The following is a 17,685-nucleotide window of genomic DNA, read 5'->3' as shown; positions in this document are numbered from 1 at the left end:
AAACCATGGCCAAGACTATTATCACTGCTGCACTGACCGGCGCGGTTACCCCCGCTGGCTACAATATTCCCGAAACTCCGAAGGATATCGCCGATACCGCCTATGAGTGCTGGAAGCTGGGCGCCGCCGTGGTGCACATCCACACCCGCGCGGCAGATGGATTGGGCGCCATGAACACCGAAGCCTTCGCTGAGATCGTACAGCGCATCCGTGCCCATGAGGACTGTGACGTGATCATTAACTGCACTTCCTCCGGTGCTTCTCCCCAGCATCCTGCCACCGATGAGGAGCGCTACCTGCACCACAAGATCGTTCCGGGCATTGAGATGGGTTCTTACGACGCGGGCTCTTTCAACTGGATGCCCGGCGGTGTCTTCATCAATTCTCCCCAGTTCCTGGAGAAGCTGGGCGATGTCTACATGGAGAAGGGCATCAAGCCCGAGCTGGAGATCTTTGACGCGGGCATGCTGGGCGTGGCCGACTACTTTGTGAAGAAGGGACACCTTCCTACTCCGTGCCACTATCAGTTCTGCCTGGGCGTACTGGGTGGCATGCCTGCTACGGTGGAAAACCTGCTCTACCTGGTAAAGCACATTCCTGCAGGCTCCACCTGGTCCGCGTTCGGCGTGGGCAAGGGTCACCTTCCGATCCTGTATGCTGCGCTGGCCCTGGGCGGGCACATCCGCGTAGGCATGGAGGACAATGTGGTCTACGGCTTTGACAATGAGGGCAAGAAAATCATGGCAACCAACCAGATGCTGGTCCAGCGTGCTGTGGATGCCGTGAAGGTGTTCGGCAATACCCCTGCCACTCCCGCTGAGGCGCGGGAGATCCTGGGGATCAAGCCCCTGGTGCGGTAAGGAGGAAGATAAAAATGCAGGTTTCCGATATCAAGAAAGTCGCCTGTTTGGGCGGCGGCATCATTGGCTCTAGCTGGGCCATCCAGTTCGCCATGCACGGGATGGAAGTAGTTATCCGTGATATCAATGACGAGCAGCTGCAGAAGAGCATGGACCAGATGCACAAGAGCCTGGACACCCTGGAGGAGGCCAAAGCTATCACCTCCCAGCGGAAGGCGGAAATTCTGGCCGCCGTCAAGCTGACCACCAGTGTGGAAGAGGCGGTAAAGGATGTCCAGCTGGTGCAGGAAAATGGTCCGGAGCGGCTGGACGTCAAGCAGTCCATCCTCAAAGAGGCGGAGCAGTTCCTGGCGCCTGACGCCATATATGCCAGCAGCACCTCCGGCCTGTCCATCACCGACATTGCGTCTGTGGCGGCCCATCCGGAACGCTGCGTGGGTGCCCATCCCTACAATCCGCCCCACCTGATTCCCCTGGTGGAGCTTACCCGCGGCGAAAAGACTACGCAGGAGACCGTGGACCTGGTCTACGCCTTCTATCAGTCCGTGGGGAAGGAGGCTGTGCTTCTGAAGAAGGAGTGCCCCGGCTTCATCTCCAACCGGCTGCAGCTGGCCCTGTACCGGGAGATGGTGGATCTGGTTCAGCGCGGTGTGTGCTCTGTTAAGGATGCGGACAAGGCCCTGGTTTACGGACCCGGTCTGCGCTGGGCCTTCCTGGGACATTTCATGCTCATGGAGATCGGCAACGCCAAGGGCTTCATGGGTATGATGAACATGCTCCAGGCCAACGGTAACGCCATGCTGCCCGGCATGGCCAACTGGACCACGTTGCCGGAAGATTGGAGTGACTTCAATGAGGGCGTCCAGGAGGAGCTGGCCTCCTTGCCCGACTGGGTGGGCCACAACGCGGCTCAGTGCGTGGCCTATCGTGACCAGGCGCTTATCGAAGTGCTGAAGCTGCACAAGAAACTCTAATGAATAGATTTCAGAAACAACGCTGGGTCTGCCTGATTGCCAGCATGGTGATCTGTATGTGCGCTGGCTTCGGTTACGCCTGGAGCGTGCTTCAGAATCCCATCGTCACTCAGTTCGGGTGGGCGGATTCCGGCGTGGCTCTGGCTTACACCATCACAGTGCTCTGTTCCACCATGGCCCCACTGTTTTTCGCCGGAGTGATCCGCCGGCTGTCTACCCGTCTTGGCGTGGTTGTGGGAGCGGTTCTCTTCGGCGTAGGACTCTTCCTCACCGGAAGGATGAGCCAGCTTTGGCAGCTTTACCTGTTTTACGGCGTGATCTCCGGCCTGGGAGTAGGCTTTATCTACCCCAGCATGATGGCCTATGTGGTGCGGCTGTTTCCTGACCGGTCGGGCATGGCCTCCGGTCTGGGTACCGCGGCTTACGGTTCCGGTGCCATCCTGTGGGCACCCACAGCCACTGCCCTGATGGAGGGTATGGGCATGAACAGGACCTTCCAGGTGCTGGGAATTCTGTTTCTGGCCGTGATCCTGGTCGGTTCCATCTTCCTCGCTGACCCGCCGGAGGGCTTTCAGGAGGCGATGGCTCCCGCCGCCCAGGGGACGACAGGGAGCGGCCATGACCTCCGCCGTGGGCAAATGGTACGCACGGGTGCTTTTTATCAGATGCTGATCATTTTTACCTGCGGCTTGGTGGCTGGTGTCATCGTCATCAGTCAGGCTTCTCCCATCTTGCAGCAGACCCTCAGCTATACCTCCAGCCAAGCTGCCCTCTTTGTCAGTGTGTTCTCTGCCTGCAACATGGCCGGCCGCTTTCTGTGGGGCAGCCTGTCCGACAGGCTGGGTCTGGTCAATACCGCCGGAGCGGTGTTCCTGCTGTGCATTCTGTCCATGGTCGGCCTGGCCCTGACAGGCGCGGAGCTGCTGGTGCTGATCCTGATGGGGATCGCCGCCTCCTGCTACGGTGGCCTGGCCTCGATTCTCACGCCCCTCACTGCCCGCATGTTCGGAGCAAAATATATTACGGAAAATTATGGCGTCATGTACCTGGTCTTCGGGCTGGCTAGCCTGATCGGGCCCAGCCTGGCCACCAGCTTCAAAGCCGTGGGCGGAGGCAGCTACACCGGAGCTTATGTCACTGCCGCTGTGCTGGCGGTGGTGGGACTGGTTCTCTCCCGTTTCCTGAGATCCGTGGCGTGCAAAGGAGAATGACATGGAACTGAGTAAAGTGCGTACCATTGAACAGATTGTGGCCAGCTTTCGCGATGGCCAGACCGTCGCCGTGGGTGGCCAGACCAACCAATATATGCCCGAGCGTCTGATCCAGTGCGTGCTGGACAGCGGAGCCCGCCATTTGACGGTGTACTCTATTGATTCCAGCGACCCCAACATGGGGGTCAGCCGCCTCATTGAAGCCGGACGGGTGGACCGGATCATTACCACCCATGTGGGCACAAATCCCCTGACCAACGCCCGTATCCAGAGCGGTACTCTGAAGGCAGAGCTGATCCCCATGGGGACCTTCATTGAGCGGCTCCGCTGCGGCGGTATGGGACTGGGAGGCGTCCTCACTCGGACTGGCCTGGGTACTGTGGTGGAGGAGGGCAAGCAGATCATTGAGGTGGACGGCAGACAGTTTTTACTGGAGACTGCCCTCCACGCCGATGTTGCCATTACCCGCTGCCGTCGGGCTGATCCCCTGGGCAACCTTACCTACCGGGGAAGCAGCGGTCATGCCTCGCATCCGATCATCGCTACCTGTGCCGACCTGTCTATCGTGGAGTGTGATCACTTCTGCGACTTGGGGGAGATTGGCCCCGATGAGGTAAAGGTGCCCGGCGTGTTTGTGGATATGATCCTGGTGTAAGGAGGCAGACGCATGGACAACAGAAACTTTATCGCTAAGCGGGCCGCCGCCTATTTTAAGCCTGGCGACGTGGTCAATCTGGGCATCGGTATCCCCAGCCTCTGCGGCAGCTATGCCGCCGACGGGGTGCTCTTTCAAGGAGAGAACGGTGTCATCGGCATTGGCCCCACCGTGAGCGAGGGCCTGATGAAAAATGAGCGCTTTGTCAATGCCGGCGGGGTACCCTTTATCCCCGTTCCTGGTGCCAGCGATTTTGATGTGGCCATGTCCTTTGGCGTCATTCGCTCCGGTCGGCTGGCTGCCACTGTGCTGGGTGCCCTCCAGGTGTCCGCCAGAGGCGATCTGGCCAATTGGGCCTCTCCCGGCCGTGCCTTCGGCATGGGAGGCGCCATGGATTTGTGCAATGGCGCCCAGAAGGTGATCGTGGCCATGGAGCTGGTGAGCAAGGACGGTGTGCCCAAGGTGGTCAACCAGTGTACTTTCCCCCTCACTGCCCTGGCCTGTGTAAACCATATCGTGACAGAACGATGCGTCATTGATGTAAGAAAGGAGGGGCTGCTCCTGTCGGAGATCCGTAGGGGCCATACCGTGGAGGAAATCCAGGCAGCGGTGGAGCCTGCCCTTCTGGTGGCCCCCAATCTCATTGAAATGGAGGAAGAGTGAGATGTCAAAACCTCTGAGTAAGACGGTAGTGGTGGCCTATGGCCGCTCTGCCGTGGCAAAATCCGGAAAGAAAGGTGCCCTGCGGGAGATGCACCCCATCGACATGGGAGGACTGGTCCTCAAGGGTGTGATGGAGAAACTGCCTCAGCTGGATCCCGCCCTGGTAGAGGATGTGCTCCTGGGCTGCGCAATTCCTGAGTCTAAGCAGGGCCTTAACCCTGCTCGACTGGTGGCTGCCCGGGCCGGCCTGCCCTATACTGCCTGCGGCCTCACCGTGGACCGTTTCTGTTCCTCCTCCCTCCAGGCGATAGCCCTGGCCGCCTGGCAGATCGAGGCGGGCCAGGCGGACTGCGTGGTGGCCGGTGGTATTGAGTCCATGACCGCCCTGCCCATGACCCTGGACCGCAGTGCCGACCTGGATACAGGAACTGCATCTATAGAGAAAGAAGGTGTGCTGCAGTGGCAGATATGAAGCAAATCCGCGAATTTGCCGTCAAGTGGTATGACAAATTCAGCGATAAGAAATCACCACCTACACCAGAGAAATTTACAGCGCCAATGTCCTGGAAGTCGAAGCAGGCACCAATGGATTCCAGGGTGGCGACAGTGGTCACGGCAGCCGAGCCTACATCCGCATTGAGGATATGGGTTCTACCGATATCCGTGTTAATCCCTTGGGGCGAGACGGTGATGAGGGTTTTGAACTATTCCTCGGCGGCGACTGTGAACTGGAGACCATGATCCGTGCGCTCAAGTTTATCACAAAAGCCCTGGAGGACGGTGCCAAGGAGGTGCATGACTGATGTTCACGCTGTATAGTGCAGATTTCATCAATGCCCCAAGCAACTGCTCCTATCCCCACAAAGTCGAGGTAACCGATCCTGCCAGTTTTGCGGAAGCGGTCAGCCGCGACTATGTCTGCGCCGAGTACATGAACAATTACCGCAACGGTGATAATTTCCTCGGCTCGGACTGTCTGCCCGTGGACTGCGACAACGACCACTCCGAGAACCCTGCCGATTGGGTCACTTCGGCTGATGTTCAGGCGGCTTTCCCCGGCATTACCTTTGCCGTTCACTACAGTCGCTTCAATATGCGTGAGAAAAACGGCAAACCCGCTCGCCCCAAGTTCCATGTCCTGTTTCCCATTGAGTATATGACGGACGCCGCCGCATACAGCGAAATGAAGAAACTGGTCAATACCATTTTTCCGTATTTCGATACCAAAGCCCTGGATGCTGCCCGTTTCTTTTTCGGAACGGTGAACCCAGAGGTCGAACTGTACCCTGGTGATATGACCTTAAGTGAGTATCTGTCCGCAGAGTATTTTGACGCGGATATGCCCGGTGGTTCTCACGGTGGCACACAGGTCATTCCCGAAGGAAGCCGTAATGCTACCATGTCCCGCTTTGCCGGTCGCGTCATCAAAAAGTATGGTGACAATGACACCGCTTTTAGTAAATGACCATTACAGACCGCTACCCCAAGTTAAGAAAATCGAATGGAGAAAGCATTATGAGAGAAAAAGCAATCGAGCAAAAATTAACGCTGATGGTAAAAAAGCAGGGCGGCATCTGTCCGAAGTTCGTTTCTCCTGGATTTGATGGGATGCCGGACAGAATCGTCCTTTTGCCCGGTGGCTGTATGGCTTTTGTGGAAGTAAAGGCCCCAGGGAAAAAGCCACGGGCATTGCAGACCTCCCGCCACGCACTCTTGCGGAGGTTGGGATTTCGGGTCTATGTCCTGGATAGCAAAGAGCGGATCGGAGGAATTCTTGATACCTTCCGTGCCGAGGTCAAGGCTCTGCTTACCGCTGATGTCAAAGAGGATACAGAGGACACTTCCGAGCCTGTGGTGACCTATCCTGAAAAGCTGACTTCCGGCTATTACCGTGTGCGTAAAGCCTGGAAGGACAGCAAGTCCCAGGTGGGCGCTTACCGTGTTCTCGCCAATGCAAAGGCGGCAGCGGACAAGAACCCCGGTACCTATGTATTCACCAATGATGGTGTTGCTATCTATCCTGTGGATGGTGCCATCGAGTCCGATGATGCTGACTACCGCGTCCACACCGTGGTCAAGGGTGACACCCTCTGGGATATTGCCGCTCTGTACCTTGGCAAAGGCAGCAGATACCCGGAAATCAAGAAACTGAACGGTCTGACATCCAATGTCATCTACAGCGGTTGGAAACTGAAAATCCCTAACTAACCACGAAGCCCATCGAGGAGATGATTTCTCTTCGGTGGGCTTATTTTTTTGCAATTTTTCTGTTCAAATGCCATGTTCACCTCCAGTGGGTAGTGAGGAACCCCCTCGGATTGGAGGAACCCACTATGACGGATTTGCAGAGGAAACAAATCAAAACCTTGCGTTTACAGGGCATCGGCTATGTAAAAATCGGTGAGATGATCGGTATTTCAGATAATACAGTACGCTCATTCTGCCGCCGAAATGGTCTGGGCGATACGGCAAAGAATACGGTTGCTTGCAAGCAATGCGGAAAGCTGATAAAAATCATCCCCAAGCAGAAACCCCGAAAGTTCTGCTCGGACGCTTGCCGGACTGCCTGGTGGAACAGCCACCCAGACTGCGTGGATCGGAAAGCGGTTTATGAGTACACCTGCGCTCACTGCGGTAAGCCGTTCACTGCGTATGGTAATAAAGGGCGTAAATATTGCAGCCATGAGTGCTACATTGCCGACCGCTTCGGAGAGGAGTGTGGCTGCTGTGACTGATGCCTATCGTGCCAGACTGGAAGACTACCTGGCAACCATGCTCCAGGCAAAACGGATGCTGTCGTTGGGGATTATAACCCCGGAAGATTACGCCATAATTGATACAATGCAGCGTGAGGAATTTGGAATATCTTCGTGTAGTTTATATCGCGGGATTGACTTGATATACGATGGTTTCAGAGGTAATATGTCACACTACGAGGAGGTGACAAAATGCCCAGAACAATAACCATTGTACCAAAACCACCGAAACTGGAACAGAAAAAGCGAGTCGCAGCCTACGCCCGTGTGTCGAGCGGCAAGGATGCAATGCTCCACTCGCTGTCTGCACAGGTCAGCTATTACAGCGACCTCATCCAGAATCACGATGACTGGCTCTATGTCGGCGTGTATGCTGATGAAGCCAAGACCGGCACAAAAGAATCCAGAGCAGATTTTCAGAGACTGATCGCTGACTGCCGTGCCGGAAAAATAGATATGGTGATTACAAAGTCCATCTCCCGCTTTACACGAAACACGGTCACGCTTCTACAGACCGTCCGTGACTTCAAAGCTTGGGGGGTGGACATTTTCTTTGAGGAGCAGAATATCCACACACAGAGCTCCGACGGCGAACTGATGATGACCATCCTGGCATCCTACGCACAGGAAGAAAGCCGCTCCGCCAGTGAGAACCAGAAATGGCGCATCAAGCGAAACTTCGAGGAAGGGATGCCGTGGAACGGGGCCATGCTCGGATATCGGCTGAAGAACGGTCGGTACGAGATCATCCCAGAGGAAGCCGACATTGTGCGCCGCATTTACGATGAGTACCTTTCCGGCGATGGCTACCTTACCATTGCCAAACGGCTGAATGAGGACGGCATTCCATCACGCTTCGGAAAGCAATGGGGTCAATCAGTGATTTCCAAGATACTCAGCAATTACACCTATACGGGAAATCTGATTTTACAGAAAACCTTTCGTGAGAACCACATTGCCAAAAAGACCATCATCAATAACGGTGAACTTCCGAAGTACCACGCAGAGGACGCCCACGATGCCATTATCGACATGGAGACCTTTCAGGCGGTGCAGGCAGAAAAAGCACAACGGGCAGCTCGGTTCATCAAGAAGCCAACACCCAAGAAAACATACCCGTTCACAAGCCTTCTGGTTTGCGAGGGCTGCGGTAAGAATTATCGCCGCAAGGTCACGAAAACGGGTCCCGTCTGGGTCTGCGGTACATTCAATTCAATGGGCAAAGCTGCCTGTGCTTCCAAGCAGATCCCCGAAGAAACCCTGCAGGCAGTGACCGCAGAAGTGCTTGGGCAGGTGGATTTTCCAGAGGAATTACTCCGCAGGCTGATAAAGAGCATTCTGGTCTGCAATGAAAATGTGTTGATTTTCCGCTTTTATGACGGTTCGGAAGTCACACGGAAATGGAAAGATCGCTCACGCAGCCAAAGTTGGACGGACGAGATGAAGGCAGCCGCCCGTCAGAAAGCCCTGGAAAGAAGGAACCAGAATGCCTAAAGTTACAATGATACCCGCAACCATAAACCCACTGACGCACCTGCCTTCGGTGGCTACACGGAAAAGACGTGTCGCCGGATACGCCCGTGTTTCCACCGACAGCGATGAGCAGTTCTCCAGTTATGAAGCCCAGGTTGATTATTACACCAAGTTTATACAATCCAAGCCGGAATGGGAGTTCGTAAAAGTCTATACGGACGAGGGCATTTCCGGCACTAACACCAAGCGCCGTGAAGGGTTCAAAGAGATGATCGCTGATGCCCTTGACGGACAGATCGACCTCATCGTTACCAAGTCGGTCAGCCGATTTGCGAGAAACACGGTTGACAGCCTGGTCACAATCCGAAAGCTGAAAGAAAACGGCGTAGAGTGCTACTTTGAAAAAGAGGGCATCTACACCTTTGACGGCAAGGGCGAACTGCTCATCACCATCATGTCCTCTCTGGCACAGGAAGAAAGCCGCAGCATTTCCGAAAACATCACCTGGGGACAGCGCAAGAGCTTTTCCGATGGCAAAGTGCATCTGCCGTACAAACGTTTCCTCGGCTATGAAAAGGGCGAAGACGGACGGCCTGCGGTCGTTGAGAGCGAAGCAAGGGTCGTAAAGCTGATTTATGGGCTGTTCCTTGAGGGCAAGACCCAGGCGGGCATTTGCAAGTACCTGGAGGAGTTGGGCATCCCGTCACCGGGTGGCAAAGCAAAATGGAGCAAGACTACGGTCACCAGTATCCTTCAGAACGAAAAATACAAGGGTGATGCACTGCTCCAGAAGAAGTTTACGGTGGATTTTCTGGAAAAGAAAATGAAGCCCAACGAGGGTGAAGTTCCGCAGTATTATGTGACGGGTAGCCATCCCGCCATCATTGAGCCGGACGAATGGGAGCAGGTGCAGGCAGAGTTCGCCAGACGGAAGACCCTGGGCAAAGCCTACAGTGGAAAGAGCGTTTTTTCAGCCAAACTGGTCTGCGAGGACTGCGGCGCCTTTTTCGGCCCCAAGGTCTGGCACTCCACCGACCAGTACCGCCGCACTATTTGGCAGTGCAATGGCAAATTCGCAAACGAGGAACGCTGCCACACCCCCGCACTGGACACCGAAACCATACAACGGCTTTTCATAAAAGCCTATAATCTGATGATGCAGGATCGGGTGCAGATCATAAAGCAATGCGAAGCATGGCGTGAGCGGCTGATGGATTTCGGAACACTGGATGCCGACATTGAACGGCAGCTTGAAGAAACCCAGGTGGTTGCCGAACTGGTCAAGGCGGCAGTCAAGGAAAACGCATCCACGGCGCAGTCCCAGGAAGCCTACCTCAAAAAGTACGAAGCTCTCGTCAAACGGTATGAGACGGCGGCTGCGGAACTGGAGCGGTTGCAAAGCCTACGCACTGCCCGAAGTCACCAGGACAAGAAAATGGCACTTTATATCCGCACCCTCAAGAAACAGCCGGAAGTGATGCACGACTGGAACGACACCATCTGGACGGTGATGGTTGAAAAGGCCATCGTTCACAAGGATGGACAAATCACATTTGTTTTCCAGAACGGCACGGAAATCAAAACTACGCTCTGAAGCAGTGAATGCCAAATATAGCAAGGCGGTGGAAGAATTTGATTTCTTCCACCGCCTTGTTGGTGTGTTGCTTATTTATTGCCCTTGATTACTCAGTCAGCGCCCTCCAGAGGAAGGTCACGATCTGGGCGCGGGTGCAGTCGTTGTTGGGGCTGAAGGTGGTAGCACTGGTGCCGCCGGTGATGCCGTTTTCAGCAGCCCACAGAACTGCGGTGTTGTAGTAGGCGTCAGCCGCCACATCGGTGAAGGGATTCACGCTGTCAGAGGCGGGAGACTTCTGAGAACGCCACAGGAAGGTGACGATCTGAGCGCGGGTGCATTTCGCGTTGGGGGTAAAGGTGGTGTCGCTGGTGCCCTTGGTGATGCCATTCTCAACGGCCCACAGGACCGCATCGTAGTAGTAGCTGCCCTCAGCCACATCGGTGAAGGGATTCACACTGCTCTTGGGAGCGGGGCTGCCGGCAGCACGCCACAGGAAGGTGACGGCCTGGGCACGGGTGCAGGTGGCGTTGGGTGCGAAATGGGTAGCATCGACGCCGCCGGTAATGCCCTTTTCAGCAGCCCACAGCACCGCGTCATAGTAGTAGGCGTCGGCGGGGACATCCACGAAGAAGTTCAGCATGGAGTTGTCCTCCATGAAGGTGGCCTTCACGGTGACCTTGGAGGCGGGCATGGTGAAGGTGTACTTGCCGTCCTTCTCAGTGAGCTTCAGCTTGTTGCCGTTCTTGTCGGTGACAGTGATGGTCTCCAGGGTGTAGCCCTTGTCGGGGGTGACCGTCAGGGTGACGGTATCGTCCTTGGCTGCAGTCCTGGCAGAAGCGGTCATGTTGCCGTTCTCAGTCTCTGCGATGGTGATGGCATAGGTGCTGACACCGCTGCCACCGCCGGAGGAACCGCCGCCGCCGCTACTGCTGCTGCCAGAAGACTTTTTGGCAACCGTTACGCTCGCGGTCACGGTATCATCCAGACTGTTGGTGACAGTATAGGTGACAGCGTCAGTCGTGCTATCGTTGGTGGGGAAAGTCAGCACGGCCTTTTGCTCCGTGTCGGTTCCGCTCGTGGTAGCAGTAATCTCGTCCGTTGCTTTTACAACAATACCGTCAGACAGGTTTGTACCCGTGATCGTAAATTCCACATCGCCGCCGGAAGCGGTGAGGCTCTTGGTGGTGGGGGTCATGGATTCGATCGTCGCGCTGCTGTCCGTAACAGTGATGGTCAAGGTATTGGAAGTGATATCCTCGGCCGATGCGGTTACCGTATAGACACCGGCGGAAGGTACCGTAAGCACACCATTGTCGTCAATAGCAGCGCCTTCGTCATTGCAGGTCCAAGTCAAGGTGGGGATGGAAGCCCAGTCCGCACCGTACTGATCCTTATAGCTGATCGTCAGATCAGCCAGGTTCAGCATCGTCGCAATCTTATAGTCAAGGGTGGCTGTTTCCGGGATCTGGATCGTAGTCAGTTCCCGGGCGGGCAATGCAGTGACTTCAACCCACTCAGAGTAGACAGTTCCCGTCTTTGCCCGGACGTGGAAGGTGCCTTCCTTGGTGAAGGAGATCTGGTTGTCCTCAACCTTGATTCCCTTGGATGCCAGTTCCTTGGCCTCCCACACAACGGGGCGGCTGATTTCTTTACCGGTGCCGTCTTCCACGGTGACCGTCAGACCATCGGTACCCTCAATGGCCTTCGCAGGATCGCCGACGATGCCGCTCAGTGTGCCGCTGACCCGGATGCTTCCCTTGTCAAACGGAATCTCCGAGACATTGACCTCGATCGTGGCTGTGGAAGCCAAATCTCTATTTCTCGTACAGGCCGTAGGACGTTCCGCCGTTGCGTAACAATCCTCATTGATCATGTACTTCAAATAGACGGTACCGGAAGTCTCTCCGGCGATCAATTTGGTATGACCCGACACAGGATTGGTCTCCAGCTTGGCGACAGAACTGTCCGTCAGCGGGTCCCCGTTCTCATCTACCAGAGTCCAGTGGCCTTTATCCTGGTTGAAGCCGTAATAGGCCGCATTCTTGGCGTTCAGACCTTCCAGCTCGATGGGATCCACATACAGATACTCGCCGGAGGAGAGATTGTACTCCATGATGTCCTTTGCGGTTTTGACGGTGCTGAGGGCGTAGATCGGCGCAAGACCGCTGACTTCATTGTTCACGGTCTTATACACGGCCGTAAATTTCGCGCCGGTAGAGGCCATGGGGGCGGTGGCCGTCAGCTTGTTTTCAACGAGGCTCCACAACTCACTATGGGCATTGTACAGATCGCTCCAACGGATGCCGTTAGGATCGGTCAGCGTGTACTCGATCACGCCGCGCTGATTGAGATCCTTCCTTGCGTTGGCCCCGAAGGTGGCCAGCACCTGGGTCTGGCAGGCTGCGTTGTTGCTGCTGGGATCCAGGGTATACTCCACGATGGTCACGGTGAAGTTCAGCGCCACGGGGCAGTTGTAGTTCGTGGTCGTAGTCGTCTTGCCGGAGGTCTGCTTCATCATGACATTGGTGTAGGGGGGAAGCTCCACAGACACATTATAGGTAGTGGTCTGCTCATCGGAGCAGGACTTTTCCTCCGACCAGCCGTTTTCGATCGTCTGGGAAGCGGTAAAGCCGATCCCGACACTAAACTTGCTGTTCAGCGCCGTGACCTCGTAGCCCAGATTGATGCTCTCCTCAAAGCCATAGGATTTGCTGCCGTTGATCTCGCTGGTGGCTGTCGAGGAGGTGGTGTTCGAGATCTCCTGCTGGGCGCTGACCTGTGCATCGGTCATGTTTTTCACGCTGGAGGCGTAGGTGGTACTGTCCGGCGTATCCTCGATTTCGGTAGACTGATAGAATTCGCCGCTATCCTCTGGCAGGATCGTGGTGACGGAAAAATCGCTGAACAGTGCACCGAGCGCCTGATAGTGGCCCTTTTTATTGGTGCCGCTGGTCTTGTACGCACCGGTCACCATCCAGTAGACGTCGCCTTGCTCGGTGTCGTCCCACAGCGTCTCATTTTTCCTGATGGCGCCATCACTGGGATTATCACGATATTTGTCTTTTCTGCCGCCGCCGGAATTCCGATACCAGGAGAACATCCGATCTTCCATGGCATCTGCCGCCGCGGACATGGAGTTCGCGTAGACAAGTCCGCTGGAGCGGACATTATAGCTGTTGTCTCCATTGGATCTATTGGCGGAATAAGTGCCGGTGCTGCCAGTATTATAGGCCAGTCCGTAGGGAATCACGTTGTCGAACTGGGTTTTGAATTTCCCGGTGTTTGTGCCTCTGCCCTGGACATCCTGGATGCAGTAGGCCAGATACTGCCACAGCGCTGCCGTAGACTTTCCGTCCAGTACATCGTTTTTCGCGGACAACATATCCTGGATAAACAGCCTGGTGCTGTTATCAAAGTACTTACTGTCCGCTCCGAAATATGTAACGCCGTCGACGATGTACCGCTGAGCAATGGGAGCGGGCGGATTGTCTTCCCCGGTCTCCTCCTTCTCATCCGGATAGCCGATGGTGCATCCGTCTGCGTGGAAATAATCATCTTCCTCCGCGTTGTACGTCAAATAGCCGCACTCCGTGCAGTACAGATCGCTGTCGTTATAGGGGCAGTTTGTGTTGCTGTGGGTATACGCTGTGCCGTTGTAGCTCACGTCGCAGCTATTGGGGCAGTTGAAGCGGCAGGTTGCCGTGTGCGTGCCGTCATCCTTCCCGCAGATGGTACAGCGGGCATCGACCGCAAGGGCCGTTGCGGGCAGCAGGCTCAGTACCATAACGAGAGCAAGCAGGCTGCTGAATATTCGTTTTTTCATGGTGTTCCTCCTTTTTTATATGATAGCCTTTCGAAATCTCCGACCCATTGAAAACACTGGGTTTGGAGGTTCCGTTTTTGTTGAAAGCACCCGTTTTTTTCGCAAAAAGCACTTGATAAAGGGCCTCAAACGTGAGGCGTTTCACGCCCAAATGACTTTTGCGAACGGGGTCGATTTCAACGTTACCGATTTATCCGGGCGGCCATGCGGCCTGCCAGAATATCGTGGTTGAGCAGCTGCGCAGCCACTATGACGATCCGGCAGGACTGCCGGATGTGCTGTTGGACATTGCCCATTTTGGCTGCCGCCTTGCTTTTTGTGCCTGACCGCCTCCTCCCATAGTCCGCCTCTGGGTTCGCCGGGAATGCTGCTCAAGATTCCGAGAGGCTATTTATTCGGTGGTGTGTTCCCGCTCCGCCATAGAGAGAAGCTCGTCATGGCTCAGCTCCACATTGCCGAAGCGGACGAAGATGCCGTTTGTAACAGCGCTGGCCCAAACCTTCGGGTCAGCAAGCGGGAGAAACCGAATCTTATCGAGATACGGCTTCATGTCCAGCAGCAGACGAGCCCCAGACACGAAATCCACCTGTAAAATGTAGTCCGGCAGCGGCGCGACGGCTGTAAGATACCTTCGGCCCAAATGTATCCCTCCTTCCTCAGTGGTTCCATAGATAAAAACATCCACCATACAATGATTGTATGGTGGATGTTAAGAAAAAAATATTAACCAAAGGTTAGGTTTTTTGCGAAAGGAGCGCCAGCAGCCGCGCTCTTTTGCTTCGGGCATCGCCCTCGATATGCAGCTTGGAGTAGATCTGGTTGATGTACTGCTTGACGCTGCCCTCGGAGAGAAACAGCTTTCCCGCGATCTCGCGGTTCGTCAGGCGCTCCGCCATCAGAAGCACGAGCTCATATTCCCGCTCCGTCAGGGCGGCGAAAGCCATGGGCCGGCCAGTGTGGTTTTTGCGCTGTTCCGCTGCTTCACCCAGTTCCACGATCTTTTGCACAAGGCCGCCCTGCATTTCCTGCGTGAGCAGGGGCTTCAGATAGCGGTAATTTTCCACGAAAGGCATGACAAAACCGTCCGGCGACCCGTCGGCAAGAGCTTGGGCCAGCAGATCGCGGGCCTCCCGGTGCTTGCCCAGCAACTCGTATGCCGCAGCCACCTGAATGCGGACGTGCAGTGCCACCAACGCGTAGTGCATAGCTTCGCACACGGCCAGCTGACCCTCGCTGCGGCCGATGACCTTGGCGTAAGAACCCTGCGTGAGGTACACCTGATTTTCGATCAGTTCCATCATAGGCTTGCCCGGCGCCAGAAAATGTATTGTGGAGAGCTGATGCTCCGCAAAAACAGAAGGAATTTTATCCGTTTCGCCCAGCAGAGCGTGATAATAGGCGCTTGTGGCGCTCCAGATGTTCAGCCATGTGGCATTGTGCTTGCCCAGCAGAGCCGCGCGGCGTTCCTCGAAGGAATAGCGCTGCTCCATATCCATATGCAGGGAGAGCCGCCGTGCCAGAAAATCACAGCACAGGGCCATGTTCTCCTGCCCGTTGCCCTCGATCTGGGCATAGGCGCTTTCCAGCTCGATATGCGCGTCCGTGAAACGGCCCTGCATGAAGGATGCCTCTGCCCGCATGATGGTTTCCGCACCCTGTCCGTGGCCATCGGTGATCTTATAGTAATGGGGCATACACTCGTCCATCTCTGCAAGCTCGCTTTGCAGCTCGCCGGGCGCGCGATAGTACATCATCAAAACTGACGGCGAGTTAAAGGTCCAGCCGCCGCTTTTCTGTATGCTGATGGCAAGGCGGGACATCTGGCTGCTGGCGCTGCGGTGCAGACGGCTCATGGCGCTGATGTCGTTGTAGCAGAGGAAGCTCATGATCAGGTCGCACTCGCCCAGCAGGTTGCCCCGCTCCTGTGGGGACATCTCGGGCTGCTCCCGTATGGCGGTCAGCAAAAGCTCCTTCAATTCCAGCATTTTGGGGATATTCCGCCAGTTGAACATGCTGCGCATCAGCACAAGGAGCGCCAGAGGATGCGCTTTCAGGGTGTAAACGGGACACTCCGCAATGGTGTCAAGTACCGTCTGCGGGTTCAGCGAGGAAAGCAGAATGCCTGCGTCCTTTTCCACAACACGCAGCAGGGAGTCGTAATCCCCGCTTTTCCGATAGGCGGTCAAGGCTCGTATGTACTGCTGATGCTCCTCATACCATGCGCCGAAACATTCACGGCAGCGCACCTGCTTCTCTTTCGTCAGTGTCAGGAAGGTGCGCTCGGCACACTCCTTCATCATGTGGTGAAAGCGATAGGTCACGCCGTCCGGCAGGCAGGTTACGAAGGCGTTCTTGGCGGTCAGCACCGCCAACAGTTTTTCCGCGTCAGCGTCCTCGGTGACAAAACGGGCCATCTCCACAGTGAATTCATCGGCAAGACCCATGACTGCCAGAAATTCCCGCTGCTTTTCCGGCAGCGGGTCGATCATGGCGGCGGTGAAGGTGGCGTAAATGTCGGAGTTACGGTCGGGCAGCGCACCGCGCTCGGAAAGCGTCCGAAGATTCAGATAGACAGCAGAAAACCAGCCCTCACTGGAATAGAGCAGAGAATCCACCTGTGCATCGGAGAGGCCGACTCCGCAGCGGTGGGCATAAATGGCAAGCTCCGTGTGGTTCAGCCGCAGCTGCTCCGTGCCGATTTGATATACCCTGTTTCCCAACCGGACGACCTCCGCGGCGGGCAGGAAACGATCCCGGCTGGCAACGATCAGATGCACATTGCCGGGCAGGCGGTTTGCAAGGGTGCAGAGAAAACGAGAGACGCGATTGTCCGTCAGCAGGTGGAAATCGTCGATGAACAGGTAGCAGGGTGTTTCCCCCGCCAGCTCGCGGCAGAGATCGTCTGCCAGCAGTCCCCCTCCGGCAGTATCCGTGGGACAGGCGTAGTCCCGCAGGAAGTCAAAGCCCGCCCGGGCAAAAGCGTCCTGCACACTCTTCCAGAAGATAGCGAGGTTGTCGGAGTACACGCTGACACGGATGATCTGCGGCGCTTCTGCTCTGGCTCGCTCTTCCAAATACCAGTTTACCGCCGTGGTCTTGCCGTAGCCCATGGACGCGATCACCGCAGTCAGGGCACAGCGGGAGATGGGCCGCAGACTCTCCTGCAAGCGCTCGGATATGTAGATGGTGTTCAGATTCCATTTCTATTTTGGCATGGTGTTCACCTCCGGCTTATTTTACTCGCGGGACGGACGGCTTTTTCGCATCCTCAGGAATTGCCCGGGAGCGCCCGAAGCGTTCTGTTCCCGGAACGCACCCCTGCGATATATACTAATTGACGCGGCGCTCTGATATGCCCTATTTGCAGGAAGCTTCCCGTATAGAGAGCTGACCTTTCATACGCTGCGTCGTTCTGTTCGACATAACCATATATAATATATTATATGCGAACATCCTCATTTTTTCAAGAATCCGGAGTTAATTGTTACTGACGGATTGTTCTTGATTTGAAGAAAAAAGAAACTGAAGGGATAATGAAAAAGTGCACACCCCTTGGCTCAAAGTGCACACCCCACAGACCTTTCGTTAAAAGATTTAGCGGGGGAAAACTGAAAAGGCTCCACGGTGACCATTTCTCGGTTACCGTAGAGCCTGCTTTCGTTAAATCGTATAGGAAAACCCTTGCAAACAGGGG

The 17,685-nt window shown here is 55.6% G+C and carries 15 protein-coding genes and 1 pseudogene; 13 read left to right on the top strand and 3 right to left on the bottom strand.

The window, feature by feature from the left end:
• The first annotated feature begins 5 nt into the window (after positions 1 to 5).
• The 13 genes and pseudogenes from ACTNB1_RS05905 to ACTNB1_RS05845 all read left to right on the top strand — a co-directional run bounded on the left by ACTNB1_RS05905 (position 6) and on the right by ACTNB1_RS05845 (position 10,186).
• Positions 6 to 860 (top strand): 3-keto-5-aminohexanoate cleavage protein, encoded by an 855-nt coding sequence (locus ACTNB1_RS05905; protein WP_441168335.1) that lies wholly within the window; start codon positions 6 to 8, stop codon positions 858 to 860.
• Between the two features lie 14 nt (positions 861 to 874).
• Positions 875 to 1,834, top strand: a complete 960-nt coding sequence (locus tag ACTNB1_RS05900; protein ID WP_441168334.1) for a 3-hydroxyacyl-CoA dehydrogenase family protein — start codon at positions 875 to 877, stop codon at positions 1,832 to 1,834.
• Positions 1,834 to 3,045 carry an L-lactate MFS transporter gene (locus tag ACTNB1_RS05895; RefSeq protein ID WP_441168333.1) on the top strand — a complete coding sequence of 404 codons (1,212 nt, stop codon included), beginning with the start codon at positions 1,834 to 1,836 and terminating at the stop codon, positions 3,043 to 3,045. The genes ACTNB1_RS05900 and ACTNB1_RS05895 overlap by 1 nt, the downstream gene beginning before the upstream one ends.
• A gap of 1 nt (position 3,046) precedes the next feature.
• Positions 3,047 to 3,700 (top strand): CoA transferase subunit A, encoded by a 654-nt coding sequence (locus tag ACTNB1_RS05890; RefSeq protein WP_441168332.1) that lies wholly within the window; start codon positions 3,047 to 3,049, stop codon positions 3,698 to 3,700.
• Between the two features lie 12 nt (positions 3,701 to 3,712).
• Entirely contained in the window at positions 3,713 to 4,363 is a 651-nt protein-coding gene (locus ACTNB1_RS05885) for a CoA-transferase (protein ID WP_441168331.1), read from the top strand.
• Between the two features lies 1 nt (position 4,364).
• Entirely contained in the window at positions 4,365 to 4,835 is a 471-nt protein-coding gene (locus tag ACTNB1_RS05880; protein WP_441168330.1) for a beta-ketoacyl synthase N-terminal-like domain-containing protein, read from the top strand.
• Positions 4,836 to 5,007: 172 nt separating this feature from the next.
• A complete protein-coding gene (locus ACTNB1_RS05875) occupies positions 5,008 to 5,166 on the top strand; it encodes a hypothetical protein (RefSeq protein WP_441168329.1) in 159 nt (52 codons plus the stop codon).
• Positions 5,166 to 5,828 (top strand): hypothetical protein, encoded by a 663-nt coding sequence (locus ACTNB1_RS05870; protein ID WP_441168328.1) that lies wholly within the window; start codon positions 5,166 to 5,168, stop codon positions 5,826 to 5,828. The genes ACTNB1_RS05875 and ACTNB1_RS05870 overlap by 1 nt, the downstream gene beginning before the upstream one ends.
• Before the next feature lie 50 nt (positions 5,829 to 5,878).
• Positions 5,879 to 6,151 (top strand): annotated as a pseudogene (locus ACTNB1_RS05865) (VRR-NUC domain-containing protein); the annotation flags it as partial.
• A gap of 545 nt (positions 6,152 to 6,696) precedes the next feature.
• Positions 6,697 to 7,098, top strand: a complete 402-nt coding sequence (locus tag ACTNB1_RS05860; protein WP_441168327.1) for an RNA polymerase subunit sigma-70 — start codon at positions 6,697 to 6,699, stop codon at positions 7,096 to 7,098.
• Positions 7,016 to 7,327 (top strand): SHOCT domain-containing protein, encoded by a 312-nt coding sequence (locus ACTNB1_RS05855; RefSeq protein ID WP_441168326.1) that lies wholly within the window; start codon positions 7,016 to 7,018, stop codon positions 7,325 to 7,327. The genes ACTNB1_RS05860 and ACTNB1_RS05855 overlap by 83 nt, the downstream gene beginning before the upstream one ends.
• Positions 7,312 to 8,613 carry a recombinase family protein gene (locus ACTNB1_RS05850; protein ID WP_441168325.1) on the top strand — a complete coding sequence of 434 codons (1,302 nt, stop codon included), beginning with the start codon at positions 7,312 to 7,314 and terminating at the stop codon, positions 8,611 to 8,613. Before ACTNB1_RS05855 ends, ACTNB1_RS05850 begins: the two co-directional genes overlap by 16 nt.
• On the top strand, positions 8,606 to 10,186 hold the full coding sequence (locus ACTNB1_RS05845; RefSeq protein ID WP_441168324.1) for a recombinase family protein: 1,581 nt from the start codon (positions 8,606 to 8,608) through the stop codon (positions 10,184 to 10,186). The genes ACTNB1_RS05850 and ACTNB1_RS05845 overlap by 8 nt, the downstream gene beginning before the upstream one ends.
• A gap of 88 nt (positions 10,187 to 10,274) precedes the next feature.
• On the opposite strand, the gene ACTNB1_RS05840 is transcribed toward ACTNB1_RS05845, so the two are convergent.
• The 3 genes from ACTNB1_RS05840 to ACTNB1_RS05830 all read right to left on the bottom strand — a co-directional run bounded on the left by ACTNB1_RS05840 (position 10,275) and on the right by ACTNB1_RS05830 (position 17,158).
• Positions 10,275 to 13,991 carry an S-layer homology domain-containing protein gene (locus ACTNB1_RS05840; protein ID WP_441168323.1) on the bottom strand — a complete coding sequence of 1,239 codons (3,717 nt, stop codon included), beginning with the start codon at positions 13,989 to 13,991 and terminating at the stop codon, positions 10,275 to 10,277.
• A 391-nt stretch (positions 13,992 to 14,382) separates the two neighbouring features.
• Entirely contained in the window at positions 14,383 to 14,631 is a 249-nt protein-coding gene (locus ACTNB1_RS05835) for a hypothetical protein (protein WP_441168322.1), read from the bottom strand.
• A gap of 94 nt (positions 14,632 to 14,725) precedes the next feature.
• Positions 14,726 to 17,158, bottom strand: a complete 2,433-nt coding sequence (locus tag ACTNB1_RS05830; RefSeq protein ID WP_441168321.1) for a LuxR C-terminal-related transcriptional regulator — start codon at positions 17,156 to 17,158, stop codon at positions 14,726 to 14,728.
• Positions 17,159 to 17,685: the final 527 nt, after the last annotated feature.

Origin of the sequence: Flavonifractor sp. HCP28S3_F3 (assembly GCF_052065355.1) — a bacterium.
Taxonomy (GTDB): domain Bacteria; phylum Bacillota; class Clostridia; order Oscillospirales; family Oscillospiraceae; genus Flavonifractor.
Note: the sequence above shows the minus strand (reverse complement) of the source record. Positions and strands in the feature narration are given on the sequence as shown.